We start from the raw sequence: 22,182 nt of genomic DNA on the forward strand, positions 1-22,182 counted from the left end.
TTGGTCAACACCTCTGAGCTGATCGATCGGCCGGCCGAGATGACGCGGTTCGGCGAGGGTCCGGCGCGCGACCATGGGTACGGGAGGGAACGGGAGAGCGCCTGAGGGGAACTGCAAGAAGCACAGTGCCACGCGGTGGTGTCGCGGGGACAATTCGAGGCCGAAATGCATCATTGTGGCAGTTCGTAGCGGTATTGGCGCTTTTCGTTGAATCTGTCGTCCGTCGACGAGTTTTCGGGGTCTCCCTGCGCGGCCGCTCCTTGCTTCCGGGTCGCGGAGGAGGTGGCGTTGATCGTCGATCCAAATGCACATCGGCTGCCAGGACATTGATCGGCGCCACTTCTGCGATGACCGGGGCAGCATCGGATGTACAGTGCCCGCACCACGCAGAGTCCGCTCACAGTGCCGTTCGCGCTCGACGCAGCGTTGAGCTACTGGAGGCGTGCGGGCACGATCACAGTGGCCGAAGAGTCACTGACCGATTTCCGGGAGCTTCGATGTCAATCGCGAAACGAATCATTGCTGTCTTCGGCATAGCAGGCGTTCTCGTGGCGTGTGCCGTCGCCGGTGTTCAGGTCGCCTTTGCCGACCAGCAGGCGACCGGCGCGCGGTCCAGCGAGAGCGTGGATCGCAAACTCAAGGCTGTTGCTGAGGACGAATCGGCTCCTGCTCCGAACGTCGTGCATCCTCCGGCAGCAGTGAGCAGCGCAGGCGCGGAGGACGGCATTCCTCACTACGACGCCTCCAGTGACATCTCGCTGATCGAGTACCCCACTTCGTTCGACTCCGTCGAACTGACGGCTGCTCGGGAGTCGGTCGAAGTTCAGGCCGCGACAGCGGGGTGCATGCGCGACAAGGGGTTCGATTACGAATTCGTGCTCTGGTGGGATCGGCCAATCTCTCAGAACGGAGAAGGTCTGCCCTCGTCCGACGAGAAGTACGGATCGCCGGAATTCGAAGCGCTCTACGGTGATCCGTACGCCTCCGACGACGACGTGAGCAGCGGCGCGGGTTGTCGCGGACAAGTCCTCGCGAGGAGAGACGGGTAAGAAGAGATCATCCGCGACCGGCTTGTGCCATCTCCTTGCAACCGCGAGCGGAGTAGCGAGGGAGGGTGCTCTCAGCGCAGGGCCTCGCCGTGGAACTCGGCGCGGTACTCCGAGGGGCTGGTGCCGTTGATGGCGCGGAACTGGCGGGAGAAGTAGAAGGCGTCGGAGTAGCCGACGGCGCGGGCGATGTCGGCGATCGAGGCGTCGGTGGTGATCAGGAGCTCGCGGGCGCGGGCGCTGCGCAGGCGCTTGACGTACTCGACGGCGCTCATGCCGGCGGCCTTCTTGAAGAGGGCGGAGAAGTGCGAGGTGCTCATGCCGGCGAGGGTGGCGAGCTCGGTGATGCTGGTGGGGGAGTCGAGGTGCTCGCGGAGGTGGTCCTGGGCCATGCGGATCCGGTCGCCCGACTCGAGGGTGCCGCGGGTGCGGTCGGAGGCGAGCTGGGCGAGGAGGTTCCAGGCGGCGCCGCTCGCGGCGTAGAGGCTCGAGTCGGTCTCGTCGCGCTCGAGGGCGGCGACGGCGTGCTCGATGAGGGTCTTCGCCGAGAAGGCGTCGCGCGCGGTGACGACGGGGGACGTCCGCTCGTGGACGACGGCCGAGATGAGGGCTGCGGCATCGGCGCCGGCGACGTGCAGCCACCAGATCGTCCACGGGTCGGCGAAGTCGGCCCAGTACCGGTGCGGGGTGCCCGCGGCGATGACGGCGACCTCGCCGGGGTCGACCCGAGCGGTCGAGTCGGCGATCGAGACCCAGCCCCGGCCGGCGGTGCAGAGGATCACGACGGCCTCTCGCGTGCCCTCGGGGCGGCTGCGGCCGTGAGCGGCGGCATGCGGGAAGTGTCCAGCATCGGTCACCAGCAGGCGCTCGGTGATCGGGGCCGCGAGCGCCTCGGCCACCCGCGGTTTCGGGAGGACATGCAGGCGCTGGCCGAGGAAGCCGTCGGGGATCAGCATGCCGACGAGTGTAGGTCAGGGCAGAGGATCGTCCAGCTTTTGGCGTGCAACGTTTCATTGGTCGGCGCTCCGCGCGTGCCTAGGCTTTCGGCATGCTCACAGCGGAGTACCCCTCGTCCCCCTACCAGCCGGTGCCGCTCGCGGACCACCTCCCCGAGCGCCTCACCATCACCCTCTGGGACTTCTCCTGGTACGTCCGCACCGGACCGGGCGAGCCCTTCGAGGACCTCGACGCGGCCTTCGCGGGCGCGGTCGAACGGGGGTACAACACGATCCGGATCTGCGCGATGCCGTTCCTCCTGTTCGGGTCCGGTCTCGACACCCGGGAGCTCCGGCTCGGACCGCTCGGCGGCTCCTACGCGCAGCGGGTGCGCTGGTACGACGTCGCTGAGCCGACCGTGATCGACGCCCGCGCCCACCTCCTCGCGCTGTTCGCGGCTGCGGAGCGGCACGGGGTATTCGTCATCGTCTCGTCCTGGGAGTACCAGCAGTCCTCCTCCTTCGCGCTCGAGCGCGACTGGTTCGACGCGCTGATGGCGGTGCCGCCGGAGGACCGCGCCGAGCGGCTCGCCGAGGCGCAGGCGGCGCTCGTCGGCTTCCTCGCGGAGCACGACCTCGACGACCGGATCGCCTTCGTCGAGCTGCACAACGAGGTGCAGGCGGGGCACCTCACCGAGGGGCTCGACTACGACCGCGCCGACCTCGACGCGGCGACGCTCGCCCTCACCCCGCGCCTCACCCGCGGCATCGACCGGTTCCACGAGCTGACCGACGGCGTCCCGTGCTCGGTCAACTACGCGCACGTGCCCGTCGGCGGGATGCGCGGGATCCCGTGGAACTCGGACGTGCTCGTCCTGCACCCCTACATCTACGGCGTGCTGAACGAGTTCATCGCCGCCTTCGCGCTGCGCAGCCCGATCGAGGAGTTCGAGCAGGATCTCGCCGCCGAGGCCTTCCTGCTCGAGGGCGCCCCGCCCATCGCCGAGTGGACGCTCCCGGCCGAGGACCAGTGGAAGCTGACCGCGACGATCGTCGGCAAGGGCGAGATCTACGCGCACGACTGGGGCGACGCCGAGCGGATCGACCGCTGGCTGTACGAGCGCTACGGGGCGCACCACCTCGAGATGCGCTCGACGCTGAAGATCTGGATCGCCGTCGCCGCCGACCACGCCGCCCTGCGCGGGGTGCCGCTCGTCTTCGGCGAGGGCTGGGTCGGTTACACACCGCTCGAGGGCCGCTTCGAGGAGGGGCCGATCGGCGCCGAGTACTGCCGGCTCGCGATGCGCGAGTCGCGGCGGGTCGGCGCCCGGGGATCGATCGTCTGCTCGAACGGCGCTCCCCAGCACCCGATGTGGGACGACGTCGCCCTGCAGCGCGAGTGCAACGAGATCTTCGCCGCGCCCGCGTAGGCGGACCGGCGACGGCACGACCAGCACGACCGCACGGCCAGCACAACGGCACGACAGAAGGACCGGCACCACAGCACAGCACGGCCCCCGGCATCACGGAGTCAAGGAGGACACCATGACCAACGAACAGCGATTCCCGAACCTCACCCGACGAGGCTTCCTCTACGGCGCGACCGCGCTCGGCAGCACCGCGCTCCTCACCGGCTGCATGGGCGGCGGCGGGGGCGGCGGCGGTGCGGGCGGCGGCGGGATCGTCCTGCAGTCCTCCCTCTCCGACCCGGCCCCGAAGGCGGCGCTGGAGGCGCTCGTGAAGAGCTACTCGAGCGGCTCCGTCACCCTCAACACCGTGGCGATCGAGCAGTTCCGCGCGCAGCTCTCCACCTACCTGACCTCGGGCAACCCGCCGGACGTGCTCACCTGGTACGCCGGCTCCGTCGCCCGCGACTACGCCGCGCAGGACCTGCTGCTCGACCTCTCCGACCTCTGGACCGGCGACGGCGCCGCGGCCGGCTACTCCGCCGCGCTCAAGGACCTCTCGACCGACGCGAGCGGGAAGCAGATCTTCCTGCCGACGAACTACTACTGGTGGGGCGTCTTCTACCGCAAGTCGGCCTTCGAGGAGTGGGGCGTGGAGGTGCCCACCACCTGGGACGAGTTCATGGCCCTCTGCGAGACGCTGCAGGGCCAGGGGATCGTGCCGCTCTCCAACGGCATCGGCTCGACGCCGTGGATGGCGTCCGGCTGGTTCGACATCCTCAACCTCCGCGTGAACGGCGCGGATTACCACAAGGAGCTCCTGGCCGGGAAGTCGTCGTTCGACTCCACCGAGGTGAAGAACGTCATGAAGTACTACGCCGACATCGTGCCGTTCATGGATCCGAACGCCCCCTCGTACGCCTGGCAGGACGCGGTCACGCCGCTGGTGCAGAAGAAGAACGCGATGTACCTCGTCGGGGCGTTCATCAGCCAGAACATGCCGGAGGGCGAGGGCGACGACCTCGACTTCTTCTCCGTCCCGGTGATCGACGCGAGCATCCCGACCGCGGAGGAGGCGCCGACCGACGGCTACTTCGCCAGCGCGAAGACCAAGGACGCGGACGCCACCAAGGCGTTCCTCTCCTACCTCGCCGGGGCCGAGAGCCAGTCCGCCTACATCGCGGCCTCGCAGTCGTCGAACCTGCCGACCTCGCCCGACGTCGACACCTCGGTGTTCTCGCCGCTGGTGCAGAAGGGCGTCGCGCTGCTGGCCGGCACCGAGCAGATCACCCAGTTCTTCAACCGCGACTCCTCCGACGACCTGCAGACCACGGCTGACGCGGCGCTCACCAAGTTCATCGCCCAGCCCGGCGAGGTCGACAGCATCCTGAAGGAGTGGCAGACGGCGGCCGACAAGGTCTTCAACCCGTGACCGGGACGACCAGGGCGGCCGCCGTGGAGCGGCCGCCCGCCCCTTCGCCGGAGACGCAGCCGGAGCCGCCGGCCCGCCCGCTGGTCCGCTCGGGGAAGGGGCGCCGGATCACCCGGGTGCCCGCGGTGGTCTGGCTCTTCCTGCTCATCCCGCTCGCGGTCGAGCTGGCCTGGGTCTTCTGGCCGGCGATCAACTCCTTCTACCTCTCGCTCACCCGGTGGAACGGGATCGGCGAGCCGGAGTTCATCGGCCTGGAGAACTTCACCGACCTCGGCTCCGACCCGATCTTCGCGACCGCGTTGGTCAACAACGTCATCTGGGTGGTCGGCTTCGGCGGGCTCTCCGTGGCGATCGGGCTGGCGCTCGCCGTCGCGCTGAACAAGCCGCGGCGGGGCGTCGGCATCTACCGCAGTGCGATCTACCTGCCGATGGTGTTCTCGCTCGCGGTGACCGGCCTGTTCTGGCGGGTGATCTACCAGCCGGACGGTGTCGTCAACAGCTTCCTCGGCGGGATCGGCCTGGGCGACCTCGAGCGGCAGTGGCTCGCGGACCCGACGCTCGCGCTCTACGCAGTGCTGGTCGCCGCGGTCTGGCGGCAGTGCGGCTACATCATGGTGCTCTACCTGGCCGGGCTGAAGGGCGTGGACCCGAGTCTCGAGGAGGCCGCCCAGGTCGACGGCGCCTCGCGGACGCAGCGCTTCTGGCGGATCGTGATGCCGCAGCTGAAGGGCGTGAACGGCGTGGTCTTCGCGGTCACCGTGATCGACTCGCTGCGCACCTTCGACATCGTCTGGGCGATGACCCGCGGCGGTCCGTACAACTCGACGCAGCTGCTCTCGACCTACATGTTCCAGGAGAGCTTCACCGTGCTGAACCTTGGCTACGGCTCGGCGATCGCGGTCGTCATCTTCCTGCTCGCGATCGTCTTCATCATCAGCTATCTCGTGCGCGCCACGAAGGAGGAGGACTGAGATGGCCGTCATCGCTCCGGTCGCGCCCGGTCTCGCCGCACCGACCCTCCCGCGCCGCAGGGTGAAGGGCTCGTGGATCTTCCACGCGATCATGGCGCCGGTCGCGCTGCTCTGGGTGCTGCCGATGCTGTTCGTGCTCTTCGTGGCCGTCCGCAGCTTCGACGACATCACCGGCAACGGGCTCGGCGCCCTGCCGGCGAGCTTCAGCTTCGACGGCTTCGTCACGGTGTTCACGGCCGGGCTGGTCGGCGAGGCGCTGGTGAACAGCCTGATCGTCACAGTCTTCACCGTGTTCCTCTCGCTGCTGCTCGCCTCCTGGGCGGCGTTCGCGCTCAGCCGGTTCCACATCCCGTTCCGCCGGGGGATCCTGCTGCTGATGCTGGCCGGCAACCTGCTGCCCCCGCAGATCCTGCTGATCCCGGTCTCGCGTATCACCGAGAGCCTGGGCATCTACGACACGCTCTTCGCGCTGATCGTGGTGCAGGTCGGCTTCGGGCTCGGCTTCTACACCTTCGTGCTGCACGGCTTCATGCGGTCGATCCCGGCCGAGATCTTCGAGGCGGCGCAGGTCGACGGTGCGGGGGTGCTGCGCACCTACTGGCGGATCCTGCTGCCGCTGTGCCGGCCGTCGCTCGCGGCACTCGGCGCTCTCGCGACGACCTGGATCTGGAACGACCTCATCTGGGCGGTCACCGTGCTGAGGACCGAGACCAACTTCCCGATCACGGCGGCGCTGCTCAACATCCAGGGCGGCTACGTGAGCCAGTGGAACGTGGTCGCCTCGGGGGCGGTGGTCGCGGCGATCCCGACCGCGATCGTGTTCTTCGCGTTCCAGAAGCAGTTCGTCTCGGGACTGATGGTGGGTTCGAGCAAGTAGGGGGAAGGCATGAGGAGAGGGCCGGCTGTTCGCAGCCGGCCCTCCTTCGTGTGCGCGGCGCCCGCCCTCAGCCGCGGTGGAAGAGCAGCAGCGCGGGCAGGCTCGTGGCGAAGTAGTCGGTGGAGCCGTCCTCGAGCGTCGCCTGCGGGGCGTCGAAGCGGGGACGTGCCTCGCCGAGCGTCGACGGCGGCGTCGCCGGCTCGAGGCCGAGCGCGGCGCGGGCCGCGTCCCAGGCCGCGAGGGTGCGGCCCTCGCCGCCCTCCCACGGCTGGAAGCGGCGCGACTCGAGGAGCGACAGCGCCTCCTGCGCGCGGCCCGCGGCGATCAGCAGTCCGGCGTACTCGACGGTCAGGTCGTCGCGGGAGAGCGTGAGGTCGTGCTCGTCCTCGAGGCGCTCCAGGCGGTCGGCGGCGGAGTGGCCCAGGCGGTCGGCGAGCTGGTCGAGCTCGTAGAGCAGGCGGGCGTCGCGCGGGGCGAGCTCGCGGGCGCGGAGGTAGTGCGCCCAGGCGGCGTCGTCGTCCGCCTCGTCGTTGTAGGCGGCGAGGCCCGCGTTGCGGTGGGTCACGGCGTCGGCGCCGCCGTCCGCGATCGCGCGGCGCCAGTGCTCGGCGGCCTCGGCGCGGCGGCCGGTGTCGTAGAGGAGCATGCCGAGCAGCGCCCGGGCGGTGCTGTCGGCGGGGTCCGCCGCGACCGCGGCGGTCAGCGCGTCGTGCGCGTCGAGGCCGGCGGGGAAGGCGCGGGTGAGATCGAGCGCGCGGGTGTCGACGGGCTCGCCGAGCCGGGCCAGGAGGTAGGCGGCGATCGGCGCGGCGTTGCCCGCTCCCGAGGTGCCGGCGTTCCCGCCGGCGACGGCGCGGAGCAGTCTGCGGGCCTCGCCGGTCTCGCCGAACGAGGCGAGGTCGAGCGCGACGTCGATGCTCTCGTGCGCGTCGGCGGGGTCGGTGCCGGTGAGCGTGCGGGCGAGCTGGTCGAGCGGATCCAGGCGCAGGGTCTCGTGGAGGGACCGCTCGGCCTCGTCGACGCGGCCGAGCGCACGCAGGCAGACCGCGCGCAGGGCACGGGCGCGGAGGTCGTCGGTGTCGAGGCGCAGCGAGGTGGCGAGGTCCTCCAGCGCCGCGGCGTGGTCGCCGGCGACGGCGGAGAGCCTCGCGCTCTCGAACAGGGCGGCGTGCGCCCACTTCCCGTCCCAGGCGGCCTTGCCGAAGGCGGCGGCGGCCTCGGTCGTGCGGCCGAGGCGGCGCAGGATCAGCCCGCGCAGGTAGAAGGCCTCGGTGTCGGCGGGGTTGCCGTTGCGGGCCGTGAAGCGGCGGACCGCGGCGTCGGCGTGGGTGAGCGCGTCGGCGTACTCGCCGCGGCGGTAGGCGTGGTCGGCGAGGGCGAGGTGCACTCGCACGTCGCTGGGATCGCGGCGCAGCGCCTCCTCCCAGTAGGGCAGCGGCGAGCGGGTGGGGTGCCGGTACTGCGCGAGGTGGACGCCGACGAGGTACAGCTCGTCGACCGACGCGGTCTCGGCGGGCGGCAGCGGCTCCGTCGCGACCTCGGGCTCGGTGTCGTCGAACTCCGTCGGCACCTCGTAGGCGAGGACGGTCGAGCCCTGGGCGACGACGGTGACGCCGAGTCCCTCCGGGCCGGTGCGGGTGGTCGGCAGGTCGGCGAGCAGCGGCTGCCCGGGCTCGAGGTCGACGGTCCACTCGTGCAGGACGGTGCCGTCGACGTGCAGCGTCACGGTCGCGGCGGGGAACCGGCGGGTCGTCGCGACGCCGACGCGGAGGCTCCCGGCCTCCACGTCGAGGTGCACGGCCGCGTCGCGGGTCGCCTGGTGCGCCACTCCGATGCCGCTGATCGGGTACCAGTACTGCGAGAAGGTCTTGGTCTCGCCGGGCATCAGCCAGGAGAAGTCGGGCTGGTTGTCGGTGTAGACGCCCGCCATCAGCTCGACGTAGGGGCCGTCGGCGTCGGTCAGCTGCGCGTCCCAGGCGTGCCCGAACGGGGCGTCGCCCCAGGTCCACTGCTTCTTGCCGGGGGCGAAGCGGCGGTCGGCCCAGTGCACGAAGCCCGCTCCGGCGCGGTGGTCGTAGCCGCCGAAGAAGGAGTCGTCGGTGCGGACGACCATGTACGAAGTGGGGACCGGGATGTTGCGGTACCAGTCGATCCGGTCGGCGGGCGGGCCGTCCGGCGTCGGTCCGTCGCCGCGCTCGGTCGCGAGGGCCGGATAGTCGACGCCGTAGTAGGGGCGGTCGGCGGCCGGGAAGGCGGTGATCGCGCGGCGCGCGTGGTCGGCGACGTAGCGGACGTCGCGCGGGAAGAAGGACTGGTAGTCGTCGTGCACCCGCGCCGCGACGTTCGCCCACCAGAGGAAGGTGTGCCGCTCGCTGGTGCGGTTGTGCAGGCGCACGTCGAGCTCGACGAGGCTGGACCCGGGGCGCAGGCGGACGCCGTGCAGGCCCTTCATCCGGCTGAACGGGTCGTGGTCGCTGCACCAGACGACGACCGAGCCGTCCTCGGCGCGCTCGAGGCTCCAGGCGGTGGGCAGGTAGGTGCCGGGGCGGTGGTGCTGCGGCCAGTTGAACTCGACGCCGCCGCTGATCCACGGACCCGCGAGGCCGACCAGGGCCGGCTTGATGACGGTGTTGCGGTAGAAGAAGTCGTAGCCGGTGGTCTTGTCGTAGCCGGAGTAGATCCGGCCGCCGAGCTCGGGCAGGACGACGACCTGGACGAACTCGTTCTCGAGGACGACGACGCGCCACTCCTGGTCGACGGCCTCGGAGGCGATCCGGTCGATGAACGGCAGCGGATACACCCGCCCGCTCGAGCCCTGGTAGACGCGGCGGTCGAGGAACATCGGCAGCTGCACCGGCTCCTCAGGGGTGTACGTCGGGAGGGTGATCGTCGTCTCCCAGACGGCCGCCGCGCCCTGCGCGAGGAGGTCGGCCGCCGCCGGCGGGGGCGCGATGAGCTGCGAGGCTTCTGCGATGACTGCCATGGGTCGAGGGTAGAGAGCGCGGCGAGGGCGGAGGAATGGGCGATCGGCCGGGTCCCCTGGACGATTCGCGGGCGACGCCTCTTCTCGCTGACCGCTCCACCGGGTATTGCGCGCGCGGGCCTGAACGAACCTGCTCAGTCCGAGTCGATGCCCCAGCGGAACTCGGCGCGCTCGCCCGGCTCCAGCCAGCGGAGGCCCTCGCCCGAGTTCAGGGCGTCGGGCGGGGCGGTCATCGGCTCGATCGCGATCGCGGGCGGACGCCGGTCGCGGTCGATGTAGAGCTGCAGGGCGGTGAAGGACGCGTCGGCCCAGAGCGCGGTGCGGCCGTGACCCGGGGCGCTGACGTCGGCGCGGACCGTGCCGTCCGGGTCGCGGTCGAGGGCGGTGAAGCTCGCGTGCCAGGGTGCGTCGCGCTCCGGGACGCCGGCGCGGAGATCGAAGGGCGTGCCCGCGACCGGGCGGCGCTCGCCGGTGGGCAGGTGGCGCTCGTCGAGGACGAGGCGCTCGCGGGCGGGGAGGCGGATCGTCGGCTCCGGCGCCTCGCCGGCGCGGAGGTAGGGGTGGACGCCGAGCGCGACCGGGGCGCTCCTGCTCGACTCGTTGACGAGGACGTGGCGGGCGTCGATCCCGGCGGGGCGCAGCCGGTAGCGGACGCTGGTGACGAGGGTGAAGGGGTAGCCGGGCGGGGAGTCGAGGCGGGCGTGCAGGACGAGGCTGTCGGCGGTGCTCTCGCCGACGCGGTAGCGGGTCGTCGCGAGGAGGCCGTGGTTGGCCGAGCGAGTCGCCGGGTCGGTGATCGCGAGCTGCTGGACGGCGCCGTCGAGGAGCCAGCGGCCGTCGCGGACCCGGTTCGGCCAGGGGACGAGCACCGCGCCCGCGGCTCCGGGCGGCTGGTCGCCCTCGTAGGGCTCGACGAGGGCGCGGCCGCGCACCGCGAGGGTCCGGATGCTCGCGGCGACGGGGTTGATCGAGGCGCGGACGGAGCCGTCGGCGCTGACGAGCTCGATGTCGGGCATTCAGACGGCTCCGATCGGGTGCTCGAGAGAGCTCGCGGAGGGCATGCTCGCGAGTGTACGGGCGGCTCGCTCGGCGGGGTGGATCCCGGTGCGCCGAGCGCCTGCGTCTTTCGAAGGTCTGGGACGGGCCTTCCGGTCGGCTCGGTGCGGAGAACCTCCGTCACGCGCACGATCTCGCGCCAGAACAGTGGGATCGCTTGTCCGCATCACCCGCCTTCGACTTCAATACGTGTATGGCGTTCACGACGGAGATGGACCCTTCACAGACGGAGTCACCGACATGAAGAGATCGACGAAAGCACTGGCGACCGGCGGTCTCGTGGCCGCGCTGATTTTCGGAGCGACCGGTACCGCGTATGCCGGAACGAAGAACATCGCCTTCAACGAGACTCTTCCCCGCTTCCAGATCGCCGGGTGGACGAACAGCCAGACCAAAGAGGTGTCGAATCTCGCCGGCCATGTGAACGTCGGAACCGTCGGTGACGACTACTCCGTCGACGTCGAACTGTGTCAGAGCCTTCTTCTCGTCTGCACTGACAAGGTGCGGGGTCTCCGCGATCGAGACGACGCGAACCTGCCCAACGGTTTTCCCGCGGGCGCCGAGGTCAGGCTGCAACTGCATGTCGGAAGCTACAACTTCGTGCAGGTCCAGGTTCAGGGAGCCTGGCGCAGCAACTAGCACCCGGCATGCGAGAGCTGCCGACTCGTCTCAACAGGATTCGGCGCGGCGCGGAGCGGAAGGAATCATCAGTGACGTCTCGGGGAGGGCGATCCGCTCGCAGTCTGCTCGGGCAGGTACAGCGAGAGCTCGTCAGACGGCGATGGCACGTCACGCTGTGCGTCGCAGGAAGCGTGGTGCTGGCGGTGATCGTCCAGAGGATCTTCGCCGACGCGCGCTCCGTCTTCCGTGACGACGGTGATGTTCTGAGTTCACTTCTCGGCTCGCCGATGACGGTCGTCTTTCCGTTGCTCGTCACCCTTGTGGGTTCGCTGCCGTTGGCGAGAGACGTCGCGAGGAGAGGTGTCGTCAACGAACGGCAGCGACTGTCCTACGCCACCCTCATCTCGAGCAAATTCGTCGCTGCGGGGCTTCTGTCCTCGGTCGTCTTCTTCCTCTACGGTCTCGCAGCGACCCTCATCGCCTCAGTCGCCTGGCCCCTCCTCGGACACCCAGGGGTCGATGCTTCGGTGTACTCGAACGTCACTCCGTTCGAGCAGCGCACGACTTTCGCCGATCTCAGCGGGGGGAGCGTTCTGGTCTTCGGGCTGCTGATGTCGCTCTGGTTCGCTTTCGCGGCGGCGGTCTACTCGGTGCTCACGTCGGCGAGTCTGGTCCTCGTCCCGAACAGGGCCGTCGCCCTGCTCCTGCCCTTCGCGCTGTATCTCGGGATGACCGTCGTCCTCTCCGTTCTCCATCGGCCGGCCCTGACGCCGATGTTCTCCGTCTTCCCCGCGGGTCTCCAGCAGTCCCCGTGGCCGATCGCAGCGTCGCCGACGATCCTCACCGCACTCGGGGCGGCCGCGCTCTGGGTGTTCATCCTGCGGCGGCCGAGCGAGAGCAGGCACCTCCTGTGACGGCGCAGAGACTCACCGCACTGGTCTTCCTCGGTCTCACAGGGTCGTACGCCCTCTACGCGCGCTTCTTCGAGGAGACGGCGACCGGCCGGTCGCCGGGTGTCTGGGACCTGCTCCTGACGGTGGCCGCCGATCCCTACTACCTCGGATTCGTCGTCGTTCCGCTGTGGCTGGTTCTGTCGGCGCTGCGGGCGACCCGGACCGCCTCGCCCGGAGCGCTGCTCCGCCACGGGTCGCTCCTCCGAGCCTGGGGCGGGACTCTCATGGGCCTGGCGGCGCTGTACGCGAAGGCGGCGGCGGCTGCCCTCGCCGTCTGCCTCGTCTGCGGTGCGGGCCTGCAGCCGACGTCGTTCGCGCCTCCGGAGAGCGTCGCCGCCGTCTTCCGAGCGCACGGCTTCGCTCCGGTCGCGGCCTTGATCGCGCAGGTCGGCCTGCTCGGAGCGTCGCTCTGCGCGACGGCCGCTGTCGTGGTGTCCGTCCGCCTGCTCTCCGGCAGGGCCGCCGCTGCCTGGGCGTCGGTCGGCGGGCTCTTCCTCTGGGTCGTCCTCTCGGTGCTCACTGTCGTTCCGCCGAGTGCGCCCCTCAGCGCGGCCGCCTTCCTCGACGTGGCGGTCGGACTGGAGAGGACCTCCCTTGTCGGGACGGCATCGAGGCCGATGATCGTCCTCCTCGGCGTCGGACTGGTGGTACGGCTCGCCGCGCGGGCCTCGAGCCGTGCGGACCGGGTCGCCGTCTCCGCTCTCCTGGCCGTCTCGGCGCTGCTCGTCCTCTTCTCCTTCCTCGAGGCGTCCGCCGGCCGGGACCTGCTCGAGGTCGCCGGTCTCCTGGTGCCGAGTCCGCTCGGATCGATCGCGGAGTCGATGCAGTACCTGCTCGTCTTCCTCCCGTTCCTCCTGGCCGGCATGATCGGCCGGGGGTCGCCGACACCTCAGCGCGAGCTTCACGAGCTCATCAGAGTCGGGAGCCGGGCGGCTCGGCTGCGGCGCGAGGTCGTCCGGAGCTCGGCCGGTTCGTTCGCGGCGTGGACGGTCGCGGCTCTGCTCGTGCTCGCCGGCGTCCTCTGCGCGGCCCGGGGACTCGTCCCGCCCTCGCAGGAGTGGATCGCGGTGGCGGGTGCCGTCGCCGCGGGTGGAGTGTGCGCGGCCCTGTACGGCAGCGTCGGGGTCGTCCTGCGCTGCTCGCTCTCGAGTGCTCAGCCGAGGTTCGTCGCCGTGTGCCTCGTCGCCGTCGCCGTCGTCCTGTCCCGCTCGATCTCCCCTCACAACCCGTTCCTCCTCGGCGGACTCGCCGACGACGGCCTGGGCGATGATCGGATCCCTCTGCGGATCGCCGTCCTCGTGGCGACCCTGCTCGCCCTGTTGCCGCTGGGAAGCGTCGGCTTCCTCGCCCGCACTGCACGAAGAAAGGTCGTGGTCCGATGGCTGTGATCACCCTCGCCGACGTCGGCAAGAGCTTCGGCCGGAAGGAGATCCTCCGGGACGTGTCCCTCCGGATCGAGGACGGGCGGACCTACGGCCTCGTCGGACCGAACGGCGCCGGCAAGTCGGTGCTGCTGCTCCTGATGTGCGGTCTGCTGCGACCCTCGAGCGGCACCGTGGCGATCGATCCGGCCTACCTCTCCCGGGGTCGGGACTACCCCGATCGATTCGGCGTCTCGATCAACGGCCCGGGCTACCTGGCAGGCAGGAGCGCTCGCCAGAATCTCGCCGACCTCGCCGCCATCCGCAAGCAGGTGGGCGAGGACCGCATCGACGAGGTCCTCGAGCAGGTCGGTCTCTCGCCGACGTCGCCGCTGAAGGCGCGGAACTTCTCGCTGGGCATGCTGCAGAAGCTCTCGCTCGCACAGGCGCTGCTCGAGCACCCCGCGGTCCTCCTGCTCGACGAGCCGTTCAACGCCCTCGACGCGGAATCGGTCGAGCGCCTGCGCGAGATCCTCGTCGCCGAGAAGGCAAAGGGCACGACCATCGTGTTCACCAGTCATCGCGACAGCGACATCGAGATGCTCAGCGATGAGGTGCTGAGGGTCGAGGGCGGCCGGGTGACGGACGGGTGACGACCGTCCGATCGTCGCGCAGCTCGGGTCGGCGAGGTCCTTCCGGCCAGGGCGTCCGGATCCGGTCGGCTAGGACCGCAGGATCGCCTCGAGCTCGGCGACGACCAGGTCGGGCCGGGAGAGGAAGGGGTGGTGGCCGGTGGGCAGGTCGATCGAGCGGGTGGCGCGCTCGGCGTGGAGGCGCTGGAGGCCGACCGAGGTGCTGCGGTCCTCGGTGCAGACCAGGTAGCTGGAGTCGACGCCCTGCCAGCCGGCCACGGTGGTCGGGGTGGTGAAGGCGGCGATCGACTGGGTGGTGACCCGCTCCCAGGCGGCGCGCTGGGTGCTCTCGTCGGCGTCCTGGAGGAAGCGGCGGCCGAACGAGGCGGCGTCGTAGCCGGCGACGCCGAGTGTGCCGTCGTCGCCGGGGGTGATCGAGACGGGGTCCGTCTCCCCGGCCATGATGTCGCCCTGCGCCGAGCCGATGTCGGGGAGGTAGGAGGAGATGTACAGGAGGTGGGCGACGGCGGCGTGCGCGCCGGCCTCGGCGATGACGGTGCCGCCGTAGGAGTGGCCGACGACGATCGCCTCGTCGTCCTCGATGTCGTCGAGTGCGGCGCGCAGGGTGGCGGCGTCCTCGACCAGGCCGGCGCCGGCGCGGTCCGCCGCCGACTCGCCGCAGGAGGGCAGGGCGACGGCGCGGCTCGCGACGCCGGTGCGCTCGAGGAGGAGCTCGGCGGTGCGGTGCCACCACCAGTCGCCGTCGCGGACCAGGGCGCCGTGCACGAAGAGCAGTTCCATGGCAGGAGTCTGCCCGCGATCCTCCGGCGGCGCCTCCCCGGAGGACCCGAGTCCGCTGACAGCGGAGCGCGGGGGCGATGCCGGGTCGGAGCGGGCGCTCTCGGCTTCCGGAGGGCGTTCCACCGGGCTTCGCTCAGGAGGGCCCGCCACTATCGAACCTGTTACCCGACGGAAGGTCCCCTGTGAGCACTCTCAAGCGCATCTTCAGCATGGCGTCGAAGGCGCTCGACTCGAAGAGCTCGTCGAGCTCCTCCTCGCGCCCCGTGACCGGTGGCGGCACGGACTGGCGCGACATGGTCCGCTCGGCGGCGAACGCGGTGACGGGCGACTCCCGCGCCGCATCCTCGAGCACGGCCGCCTCGAACCCCTCGGCGCCCCGCACGCCCACCCCGGCCTACGGCTCGCCGCACCCCTCGGCCCGCCCGCAGGACGCCCGGCCCGCCGCCGTCGCGCCGGAGGACCGCGCGGCGATCGCCCGCTACGACTACCTCCTCCGCACCGCCGACCCCGAGCAGCTGGAGCAGGTGCACCGTGACGCGTTCGCCAAGCTGACCCCGGCGCAGCGCGCCCAGATCGAGGGGCGCCTGCGCGACGAGCTGCCCGCGAACGAGCAGCCGCGCTCCTCCGCCCCGGACGATCTCGCCCGGGCGGCGACGCGCGGCGAGGCGCACAACCCCGGGTTCCTCAAGAGGATGTTCTCCAAGCCCGGCACGAAGGGCGCGCTGGCCGGTGCCGGAGTGGGCGCCGTCGCCGGCGTCGGCCTGGGAGCCGCGGGCGGACTGCTCGCAGCGGTCGCGGGCGGCGCGGTGCTCAGCAGCGTCGCCGGTCCGCTGCTCGCGCAGGCGGCCGGGATGGGTGTGGACTTCGAGAACCTGGCCGGCGGGCTGGGCGAGTTCGGCGATCTGGGCGAGTTCGGCGACATCACCGGCGGCGCGGGCGAGTTCGTCTCCGGTGCCGGCGAGCACGTGTCGGGGCTCGGCGAGCAGGTCTCGGACTTCGGCTCGAACTTCGAGATGCCCGATCTCGGCGGGCTCGGGAACCTCTTCGACCGCTGAGTCAGCGGGCGCGGCGCCGCACGAGGAGTGCGAGCGCCGTGCCCACCACTCCCAGCAGCGCGAGTGCGGCGCCGGTGATCGCGACGGCGGTGGTCGACCAGTCCGGCGCGGAGTCGACGACGGTGCCGTCGAGCAGCTCCCAGCGGCAGGTGCCGCCGAGCGGCCACCAGGACCAGGAGCCGGCGACGAGCGAGCCCTCCTCGGCCGGGACGCGGCCGACGCCGGCCAGGCAGACGTCGTCGAAGCCCTGCGCGGCGAGGGTCGAGTACTGCAGGGCGACCAGCCCGAGGAGCGCGAGGCCGACGACGAGAGCGCTGAGTGCGGCCAGCAGAGCGACGCGGCGCGGGGTGAGGAAGCGGCGTGACGCGGGGGCGGGGGTCGGCGCGCTCATCCGTCGATGGTGTCACGCGGCGGCTGGGAGGTGCCGGCCGCGCGTTCTGCAGGTGATCCCGGGGCGGGAGCGCGTTCCGCCGCGTGGCGGGCTCCGGAACGCTCCGATCGCCTGCAGATCCGACCGGCGGTGACCGGGCGGAGGTGGTGGCGGCGGGTGGCGATGGGGCAGGGGGCTCAGAACCGGTGGCCGGCGAGGCGGAGGGTGAGAGCGAGCAGCAGGGCGGTCGCCGCCAGGCCGACCGCGAGGAGGAAGATCCGCGGGTCGTAGCCGGTGACCACGAGGGGCAGCAGGGCGCCGAGGACGGTGCCGATCTGCACCACCGCCATGTAGGCGCTCGCACCGGCGCCGGGTCCGCCGCTGGTCCGCTCGAGCAGGAGCAGGCCGATGCTCTGGTAGCCGGCGGCCGCGACCGCGTAGACCGCCTGTGAGACGAGCAGCGCCGCATAGGACTGCGTGCTCGAGAGGATCGAGAACGCCAGAACGCCGGCCAGCGCGACGACGGCGAGCGTGAGCACGCTGCCGCGGGTCGAGCTGAGCCGGGTCAGCGCGGGCAGCGCGGCGAGCTCCAGGACCGCGGAGGCCAGGAGCACCGGCGGGACGTGCGCGGCGGGGACGCCGGAGGAGACGGCGAAGAGCGGCAGATAGATCGCGCGGAGCGTGTCGACCGACTTCAGCAGTGCGACCAGCGCGAGGGCCGCGACGAAGACGAGGACGAGGCGCGGGCGAGCCGCGGCGGAGGCGACCCGGGCGTCCGGGTCCACCGCGGGGGTCGACGGGCAGCCGGTCGCGCAGACGGTCGTCAGCACGGCCGCGGCGACCGCGGCGAGCAGCGGATCGAGACCCGCCTGCGCGAGCAGGGCGTAGAGGATCAGGCCGAGGATGTACCCGGAGATGAGCACCGCGCGCAGCCGGGCGATCGACGACTCCTGAGCTGCACCGCCGCCCCGAGCGGCGACGCGGCCGAAGAGCTGGGGCACGAGGGTGCTGACGAACAGCATCAGCGCGCCGCCCAGATAGAGCACGACGACGTGGCCGCCGCTGGCGCGCACGAGCAGGAGTCCGGCCGGGACCGCGAGCGAGGTCGCGAGCAGGGCGGACCTCGGGTAGCCGGCCCGGCGGATCCGGGGCACGAGGAGGGTGTTGTAGCTGATCGCGATCGCGGCGTTCACGACGAAGAAGACCGCGATCTGCACCTTGCTGAGTCCGGCGGCGTTCAGGGCGACGGGCACGCCGACCGCGGTGATGCCGCCGAAGACAGCGTTGCTGAGCAGTGCGCCGGCGAGGGGCCGGGGGAGCCGGGGCGCTGCGGCCGCCGTCGTCGGGAGGGCGTCGCTGGTCACTCGCACTCCTCCGGGCGCGCCCGGATCCACTCGACGCGGCAGAACCGGGGTCCGCAGCCGTGATCGGGGATCCTGCGGTCGGCGGATGCCGACCCTCGGCTCGGGAGGAGACGCTAGCCGCGACCGCACCCTGCTCGGAGTCCGCTGGCGCGGGGTACGCGGTCACCGCGTGTCTCGGGGCGCACCGCCGCGGCGCCGGGCACGTCGGAACGGCGACTGCGAGGATCCTCAGGGGTTCGGCGACGTACCCTCGGACGCATGGGGTTTCTGTTCTCGCTGCTGACCGTCGTGCTGATGGTGCTGGCGCTCGTGGATGTCGTGCGTCAGCCGGACAACGTGGTCCGCAATCTGCCCAAGATCGTCTGGATCCTGCTGATCGTCTTCATCCCGCTGATCGGCGTGACGATCTGGTTCCTGCTCGGGCACGACTGGAAGAAGGGCGAGGGCGCCTCTTTCGTTCCGGGCGGGCGCACCCGCCGGCCTCGTCGCTCGAAGACGCCGCCGCCGCCGACCATGGTGGTGCGGCCGCCGACGAAGAGCACGGAGGAGCAGCTCGCCGACCTCGAGCGCGAGGAGGCGCACTACGCACGGCTCGCCGAGGAGCAGCGCCGGCTCCGCGAGGGCGAGCGGCCGCAGGACGCCTGAGGCGTCGAGCGGCCGCGTCCCGCGCTAGCCCGTGGCTCCGAAGTTCGACGCCGACCACTGCACCGAGGCGATCTTCGCCTGGCCCGCGATGCTGGGGTGGAAGTAGTCGGTGGTGCCGATCAGCGCCTTGGTGACGGGAGTCGCGGTGAGCGCGCCGCCGTCGTAGTCGCAGAGGGTTCCGGCGGCGGTGCACGCCTGCTGCAGGGCGCTGTTGTACTGCGTCGTCCGGGTCTTCGCGGCGGTGGCGGAGGCCGAGGCGGCGGTGGTGCTGAGGCGACCGCCGGTCGCGCTGACGCCGCGGGTGGTGCGGCAGAGGTTGCCGGAGGACCAGACCACCGAGCCGAAGCCGCCCTTGACGACGGCCCACTCGGCGGCCACGTTCGGCATCGAGGAGAGGACGATCTTCGCGGCGGGCCAGGTGCTGCGGATCTTCGTGATCGCGGCGCTCGCTCCGGTGCTGAAGGCGGCGGCCGTGGTCATCGTGTAGCCGTCGGCGGCGACCGGGTTCTTCGCGGAGCAGAGGTCGTTGCCGCCGATCAGCAGGGTGACGACGTCGGGGCGGACGCCGGCGGCGACGGCGGCGTCGATCCGCGCGGGGACGCCGGCGATCAGGTCGCCGGTCTGCGCGAAGTTCGCGGTGGTCACCGTGGTGCCCGGGTTCGCGGTGCGCAGGCGGCTGGCGAAGGAGTTGACGGTCGCGTTCGTGCCGGTGGACCAGTTGTTGCGCGGGCAGTCCGCGAACTGGCCGCAGGTGCCGTAGGCCTGGGTGATCGAGTCGCCGAGGCTGAGCACGGACAGGGTCGGGGTCGCGGCGGAGGCGGCGCCCGCGGGCACCACCGCCGCGGCCAGGGCGAGCACGGCGCCGACGGCGAGCGCGCGCACGCGGCGGCTCCCGGTGCGGCGCGGGCGGAGGGAGGTGGGGAGGCGCATGAGGGGAACCGCTCTCGGTCGGGGGACGGCGGTGGGGGCCGCCGATCCTGACGTTAGGCCTGCGGGGTCACCGGCGGTCCTGCGCCTGTGGCCCCAGAACGGGGCCCGGCGAGCCCCGCCCTGTCAGGCGGGCCGATCGCCGATCAGCCGCACCCGGCTGAGCGCCCAGACGAGCGCACCGGAGAGGACGAACGCGACCGCGACGATCAGCACCGCGATCGCGACCGCGCCGTAGCCGTTCGCGGGGTCGAGGAACGGGTACGGGACCCAGCCGTCGGTCGCGCCGCGGACGAGCACGACGACCAGCCAGATGATCGGATAGACGGTGACGACCCAGAGGCGGCGCCAGGGCAGGGCCGGCCGGTCGGCGACGAGCAGCCAGTCGAGCAGTCCGTAGATCGGGAAGACCACGTGCAGCACCGTGTTGGCCCAGGGCAGCGTGACGCCGCCCGCCGTGCCGATCAGCAGGGTGTTGTAGACGATGCCGACGACGAGGATCCAGCTCGTCGCCGCTCCTCGGACGAGCGTCAGCAGCGGTCCCTGCGGTCGGCCGGCGAGGGTCACCGCCGCGGTGATCAGGAGCACGATCGCCAGGAGGATGTTGCCCTGGATCGTGAAGTAGCCGAAGAAGTTGACCGGCACGATCGGCGTCCGCGAGGCGGTGTCGAGGGCGGTGCCGACGACGGCCGCGAGGACCAGCAGGGCGACGGCGAGGCGCAGGAGGGCGACCGGGATCCGGATCGCGCGCGTCCCGAGGGCGGGGGAGGGCGGCGTCATCGCACGAGCGTAGCGAGCGCGGGGCCGGGGCGCGCCCGGCGGGTAGCCTGATCCGATGCTCACGATCGGTGTCGACCTGGCCGCGGAGCCGGTGCGGACGGCGGTCGCCGCGCTGGAGTGGGGCGGCGGCCGGGCGGTCGTCCGCTCGCTGGTGCTCGGTGCCTCCGACGACGACATCGTCGAGGCCTCGCGGGAGGCGACGACGATCGGCATCGACTGCGCGTTCGGCTGGCCTCTGGAGTTCGCCGCGTTCGTCTCGGCGCACACCCGCCGGGAGGTCTCGCCGCGGACGCTCTCGGGGCGGGACTGGCGGCGGCGGCTCGCCTATCGGGAGACCGACCGGGCCGTTCAGAAGGTGACGAAGAGGTGGCCATTGAGCGTGTCCACCGACCGGCTCGGCATGACGGCGATGCGCTGCGCCGAGCTGCTGGACGCCTTCGCGGCGGGGGGCGAGGACGTCGACCGCTCCGGGGGCGGTCGGCTGGTCGAGGCGTACCCCGCGGCGGCGCTCCGGCTCTGGGGAGTCGACACCACCGGCTACAAGACGCGGCCCGAGGCGGTGGCGTTCGCCGTCGAGGCGCTGCGCCGGGCGGCGCCGTGGCTCGTGCTGCCGGCGGACGCGGCGGCGCTGATGGCGCGCTCGGACGACGCCTTCGACGCGGTGATCGCGGCACTGAACGCCCGCGCCCACGCTGTCGGGCGGACGGTGCCGGTGCCGGACGAGCTCCAGGGGGCCGCGCAGGCCGAGGGCTGGATCGCCCTGCCGACGTGCCGGTTGGACGAGCTCGCCGGCTGAGGCGTCAGGCGGACAGCTTGCGGTCGGCGGCCGAGGCGAGCGCCTCGGCGGCGCGCTCGGCCTCCTCGACGGTCGCGAAGGGGCCGGTGAAGGCCCCGGTCAGGACGGCTCGTCCGGGTTCGATCTCGAGTCGGAAGCGGGGCAGCTCCGCCCCGGGAACGACGACGATCCGGACTCCGTTGCGACTCCATCGTGCGGGCTGAAGAATGGGGATCTGGGTCATTGGTGCTCTTTCGCGTGCATCGTGCTCGGAAGGCTTCCGCCTCGACCGTGCGTCCTCACGCTAGGTCCGCGGGTGTCCTTCCCGAACGGGGTTGACCTCCCAGGTGCGCGGAGGTAGTCACCGACGGGACACCGTGTCTGGCCTCTCGGCGGCGAGGGCGGACTCGAGCTCGGCGTCGAGGGAGGAGTCCTCGTCCGGCTCGCCGCGACGGGGGAGCGGGGCGGTGAGCCCGCGCCGCACGCGGAACCGGTGGCCGAGCACGATCCCCAGGAGCGCCAGGAGGAAGACGGCGAGTCCGGTCCCGGCGATCGGGATCGCGACCGTGCCGAGCGCGCCCGGGACGGCGTCGCCCTCGTCGGTGACGGTGAGGGTGACGCGGATCGACTCCGGGACGCCCTGCGCGTCCTGCTCCCGCACGATCCGGTCGAGGAGCGCCGTCGTCGCGGCGCGGGAGAGCTCGACGGCGCGGGCGGGATCGAACGAGGTGCCGATCACCGAGAGGAAGGGCAGGGTGAAGCGGCCGCCGTTCGACTCGTCGCCGCGCGGCTGGGTGGTGCGGCGGACGGCGCCGACGCCGTCGCCCTCCTCGAGCGGACCGGCCTGCTCGGCGACGGCGGCGCGGACCTCCTCGCCGCTGGCGAGGTAGGCGTAGATCACCGCGGTGTTGCTGAGGTCGCTGAACTGGTCGTCCTCAACGCCCGGGATGCGCTCGATCCCGGGGATCTGCGCGGCGTAGGGGTTCTTCGGGCCGCCGCCGAGCAGCACGGTGGTGGCGGCGCTGTGCTCGCGGTCGCCGCGGAGGGTGAGCCCCTCGTCGGTGACGGTGAAGTGCACGGCGGTCGCGACGATCATCGCGAGGACGGCGCTCGCGACGACGAGGAGCTTGCAGCGCCAGAGGACGAGGAGGTAGGTCGGCATTTCCACTGCTTCAGGGTGACCGGCGGGACC

Annotated in this window: 22 protein-coding genes; 12 read left to right on the plus strand and 10 right to left on the minus strand. The window is 71.7% G+C overall.

Annotated features, from left to right (window positions below):
* The first annotated feature begins 497 nt into the window (after nt 1-497).
* Nucleotides 498-1,049 (plus strand): hypothetical protein, encoded by a 552-nt coding sequence (locus EDF22_RS20395; RefSeq protein ID WP_148059104.1) that lies wholly within the window; start codon nt 498-500, stop codon nt 1,047-1,049.
* A 71-nt stretch (nt 1,050-1,120) separates the two neighbouring features.
* Here the strand turns inward: EDF22_RS20395 and EDF22_RS03415 are convergent, their stop codons facing one another.
* The gene (locus EDF22_RS03415) at nt 1,121-2,002 is read right to left on the minus strand and encodes an AraC family transcriptional regulator (RefSeq protein ID WP_243839807.1); all 882 of its coding nucleotides are present in this window, start codon (nt 2,000-2,002) and stop codon (nt 1,121-1,123) included.
* A gap of 92 nt (nt 2,003-2,094) precedes the next feature.
* Between EDF22_RS03415 and EDF22_RS03420 the strand changes: the two genes are divergently transcribed.
* The 4 genes from EDF22_RS03420 (at nt 2,095) to EDF22_RS03435 (ending at nt 6,667) form a co-directional block, all read left to right on the plus strand.
* Complete coding sequence (locus tag EDF22_RS03420) at nt 2,095-3,411, plus strand: cellulase-like family protein (RefSeq protein WP_123702398.1); 1,317 nt, start codon at nt 2,095-2,097, stop codon at nt 3,409-3,411.
* Nucleotides 3,412-3,526: 115 nt separating this feature from the next.
* Nucleotides 3,527-4,819, plus strand: coding sequence for an ABC transporter substrate-binding protein (locus EDF22_RS03425; protein WP_123445191.1), 1,293 nt, complete (start codon nt 3,527-3,529; stop codon nt 4,817-4,819).
* On the plus strand, nt 4,816-5,790 hold the full coding sequence (locus EDF22_RS03430; protein WP_260303149.1) for a carbohydrate ABC transporter permease: 975 nt from the start codon (nt 4,816-4,818) through the stop codon (nt 5,788-5,790). The genes EDF22_RS03425 and EDF22_RS03430 overlap by 4 nt, the downstream gene beginning before the upstream one ends.
* Before the next feature lies 1 nt (nt 5,791).
* A complete protein-coding gene (locus tag EDF22_RS03435; RefSeq protein WP_185019943.1) occupies nt 5,792-6,667 on the plus strand; it encodes a carbohydrate ABC transporter permease in 876 nt (291 codons plus the stop codon).
* A gap of 67 nt (nt 6,668-6,734) precedes the next feature.
* On the opposite strand, the gene EDF22_RS03440 is transcribed toward EDF22_RS03435, so the two are convergent.
* On the minus strand, nt 6,735-9,650 hold the full coding sequence (locus tag EDF22_RS03440; RefSeq protein ID WP_123702400.1) for a DUF5107 domain-containing protein: 2,916 nt from the start codon (nt 9,648-9,650) through the stop codon (nt 6,735-6,737).
* 134 nt (nt 9,651-9,784) lie between these two features.
* On the minus strand, nt 9,785-10,666 hold the full coding sequence (locus EDF22_RS03445) for a galactose mutarotase (protein ID WP_123702402.1): 882 nt from the start codon (nt 10,664-10,666) through the stop codon (nt 9,785-9,787).
* Between the two features lie 280 nt (nt 10,667-10,946).
* Here EDF22_RS03445 and EDF22_RS03450 point away from each other — a divergent pair, with 280 nt between their 5' ends.
* From EDF22_RS03450 to EDF22_RS03465, 4 genes are all read left to right on the plus strand, one after another.
* Complete coding sequence (locus EDF22_RS03450; RefSeq protein ID WP_123733824.1) at nt 10,947-11,345, plus strand: hypothetical protein; 399 nt, start codon at nt 10,947-10,949, stop codon at nt 11,343-11,345.
* A gap of 176 nt (nt 11,346-11,521) precedes the next feature.
* Complete coding sequence (locus EDF22_RS03455; protein WP_123702406.1) at nt 11,522-12,241, plus strand: hypothetical protein; 720 nt, start codon at nt 11,522-11,524, stop codon at nt 12,239-12,241.
* A complete protein-coding gene (locus EDF22_RS03460) occupies nt 12,238-13,668 on the plus strand; it encodes a hypothetical protein (RefSeq protein ID WP_123702408.1) in 1,431 nt (476 codons plus the stop codon). The genes EDF22_RS03455 and EDF22_RS03460 overlap by 4 nt, the downstream gene beginning before the upstream one ends.
* Complete coding sequence (locus tag EDF22_RS03465) at nt 13,659-14,294, plus strand: ATP-binding cassette domain-containing protein (RefSeq protein ID WP_123702409.1); 636 nt, start codon at nt 13,659-13,661, stop codon at nt 14,292-14,294. The genes EDF22_RS03460 and EDF22_RS03465 overlap by 10 nt, the downstream gene beginning before the upstream one ends.
* A gap of 69 nt (nt 14,295-14,363) precedes the next feature.
* Here the strand turns inward: EDF22_RS03465 and EDF22_RS03470 are convergent, their stop codons facing one another.
* Nucleotides 14,364-15,074, minus strand: a complete 711-nt coding sequence (locus EDF22_RS03470; protein WP_123702411.1) for an alpha/beta hydrolase — start codon at nt 15,072-15,074, stop codon at nt 14,364-14,366.
* A 182-nt stretch (nt 15,075-15,256) separates the two neighbouring features.
* Between EDF22_RS03470 and EDF22_RS03475 the strand changes: the two genes are divergently transcribed.
* On the plus strand, nt 15,257-16,129 hold the full coding sequence (locus EDF22_RS03475; protein WP_123702413.1) for a cation-transporting ATPase: 873 nt from the start codon (nt 15,257-15,259) through the stop codon (nt 16,127-16,129).
* A 1-nt stretch (nt 16,130) separates the two neighbouring features.
* Here EDF22_RS03475 and EDF22_RS03480 read toward each other — a convergent pair whose 3' ends face one another.
* Together EDF22_RS03480 and EDF22_RS03485 are read right to left on the minus strand one after the other, a co-directional pair.
* Nucleotides 16,131-16,520, minus strand: coding sequence for a hypothetical protein (locus EDF22_RS03480; RefSeq protein WP_123702415.1), 390 nt, complete (start codon nt 16,518-16,520; stop codon nt 16,131-16,133).
* Nucleotides 16,521-16,696: 176 nt separating this feature from the next.
* The gene (locus EDF22_RS03485) at nt 16,697-17,863 is read right to left on the minus strand and encodes a hypothetical protein (RefSeq protein WP_123702417.1); all 1,167 of its coding nucleotides are present in this window, start codon (nt 17,861-17,863) and stop codon (nt 16,697-16,699) included.
* A gap of 258 nt (nt 17,864-18,121) precedes the next feature.
* Here EDF22_RS03485 and EDF22_RS03490 point away from each other — a divergent pair, with 258 nt between their 5' ends.
* A complete protein-coding gene (locus tag EDF22_RS03490; RefSeq protein ID WP_123445203.1) occupies nt 18,122-18,508 on the plus strand; it encodes a PLD nuclease N-terminal domain-containing protein in 387 nt (128 codons plus the stop codon).
* A 24-nt stretch (nt 18,509-18,532) separates the two neighbouring features.
* On the opposite strand, the gene EDF22_RS03495 is transcribed toward EDF22_RS03490, so the two are convergent.
* Both EDF22_RS03495 and EDF22_RS03500 read right to left on the minus strand, forming a co-directional pair.
* A complete protein-coding gene (locus EDF22_RS03495) occupies nt 18,533-19,438 on the minus strand; it encodes a GDSL-type esterase/lipase family protein (RefSeq protein ID WP_123702419.1) in 906 nt (301 codons plus the stop codon).
* A gap of 123 nt (nt 19,439-19,561) precedes the next feature.
* Nucleotides 19,562-20,215, minus strand: coding sequence for a Pr6Pr family membrane protein (locus EDF22_RS03500; protein ID WP_123702421.1), 654 nt, complete (start codon nt 20,213-20,215; stop codon nt 19,562-19,564).
* Between the two features lie 55 nt (nt 20,216-20,270).
* Between EDF22_RS03500 and EDF22_RS03505 the strand changes: the two genes are divergently transcribed.
* A complete protein-coding gene (locus EDF22_RS03505) occupies nt 20,271-21,011 on the plus strand; it encodes a DUF429 domain-containing protein (RefSeq protein ID WP_123702423.1) in 741 nt (246 codons plus the stop codon).
* A gap of 4 nt (nt 21,012-21,015) precedes the next feature.
* Here EDF22_RS03505 and EDF22_RS03510 read toward each other — a convergent pair whose 3' ends face one another.
* Both EDF22_RS03510 and EDF22_RS03515 read right to left on the minus strand, forming a co-directional pair.
* Nucleotides 21,016-21,234: a hypothetical protein gene (locus EDF22_RS03510; protein WP_123702425.1), complete on the minus strand. Its 219-nt coding sequence runs from the start codon at nt 21,232-21,234 to the stop codon at nt 21,016-21,018.
* 117 nt (nt 21,235-21,351) lie between these two features.
* A complete protein-coding gene (locus EDF22_RS03515; RefSeq protein ID WP_123702428.1) occupies nt 21,352-22,152 on the minus strand; it encodes a hypothetical protein in 801 nt (266 codons plus the stop codon).
* Nucleotides 22,153-22,182 lie beyond the last annotated feature (30 nt).

Origin of the sequence: Rathayibacter sp. PhB127 (assembly GCF_003751665.1) — a bacterium.
Classification (GTDB): domain Bacteria; phylum Actinomycetota; class Actinomycetes; order Actinomycetales; family Microbacteriaceae; genus Rathayibacter; species Rathayibacter festucae.

Bases quoted from the DNA above. Each gene is read 5' to 3' on its own strand.
- EDF22_RS03500 (WP_123702421.1), bottom strand. From the start codon at position 20,215: ATGACGCCGCCCTCCCCCGCCCTCGGGACGCGCGCGATCCGGATCCCG.
- EDF22_RS03465 (WP_123702409.1), top strand. From the start codon at position 13,659: ATGGCTGTGATCACCCTCGCCGACGTCGGCAAGAGCTTCGGCCGGAAG.
- EDF22_RS03445 (WP_123702402.1), bottom strand. From the start codon at position 10,666: ATGCCCGACATCGAGCTCGTCAGCGCCGACGGCTCCGTCCGCGCCTCG.
- EDF22_RS03420 (WP_123702398.1), top strand. From the start codon at position 2,095: ATGCTCACAGCGGAGTACCCCTCGTCCCCCTACCAGCCGGTGCCGCTC.
- EDF22_RS03450 (WP_123733824.1), top strand. From the start codon at position 10,947: ATGAAGAGATCGACGAAAGCACTGGCGACCGGCGGTCTCGTGGCCGCG.
- EDF22_RS03480 (WP_123702415.1), bottom strand. From the start codon at position 16,520: ATGAGCGCGCCGACCCCCGCCCCCGCGTCACGCCGCTTCCTCACCCCG.
- EDF22_RS03470 (WP_123702411.1), bottom strand. From the start codon at position 15,074: ATGGAACTGCTCTTCGTGCACGGCGCCCTGGTCCGCGACGGCGACTGG.
- EDF22_RS03425 (WP_123445191.1), top strand. From the start codon at position 3,527: ATGACCAACGAACAGCGATTCCCGAACCTCACCCGACGAGGCTTCCTC.
- EDF22_RS03505 (WP_123702423.1), top strand. From the start codon at position 20,271: ATGCTCACGATCGGTGTCGACCTGGCCGCGGAGCCGGTGCGGACGGCG.
- EDF22_RS03495 (WP_123702419.1), bottom strand. From the start codon at position 19,438: ATGCGCCTCCCCACCTCCCTCCGCCCGCGCCGCACCGGGAGCCGCCGC.
- EDF22_RS03435 (WP_185019943.1), top strand. From the start codon at position 5,792: ATGGCCGTCATCGCTCCGGTCGCGCCCGGTCTCGCCGCACCGACCCTC.
- EDF22_RS03515 (WP_123702428.1), bottom strand. From the start codon at position 22,152: ATGCCGACCTACCTCCTCGTCCTCTGGCGCTGCAAGCTCCTCGTCGTC.
- EDF22_RS03415 (WP_243839807.1), bottom strand. From the start codon at position 2,002: ATGCTGATCCCCGACGGCTTCCTCGGCCAGCGCCTGCATGTCCTCCCG.
- EDF22_RS03440 (WP_123702400.1), bottom strand. From the start codon at position 9,650: ATGGCAGTCATCGCAGAAGCCTCGCAGCTCATCGCGCCCCCGCCGGCG.
- EDF22_RS03510 (WP_123702425.1), bottom strand. From the start codon at position 21,234: ATGACCCAGATCCCCATTCTTCAGCCCGCACGATGGAGTCGCAACGGA.
- EDF22_RS03490 (WP_123445203.1), top strand. From the start codon at position 18,122: ATGGGGTTTCTGTTCTCGCTGCTGACCGTCGTGCTGATGGTGCTGGCG.
- EDF22_RS20395 (WP_148059104.1), top strand. From the start codon at position 498: ATGTCAATCGCGAAACGAATCATTGCTGTCTTCGGCATAGCAGGCGTT.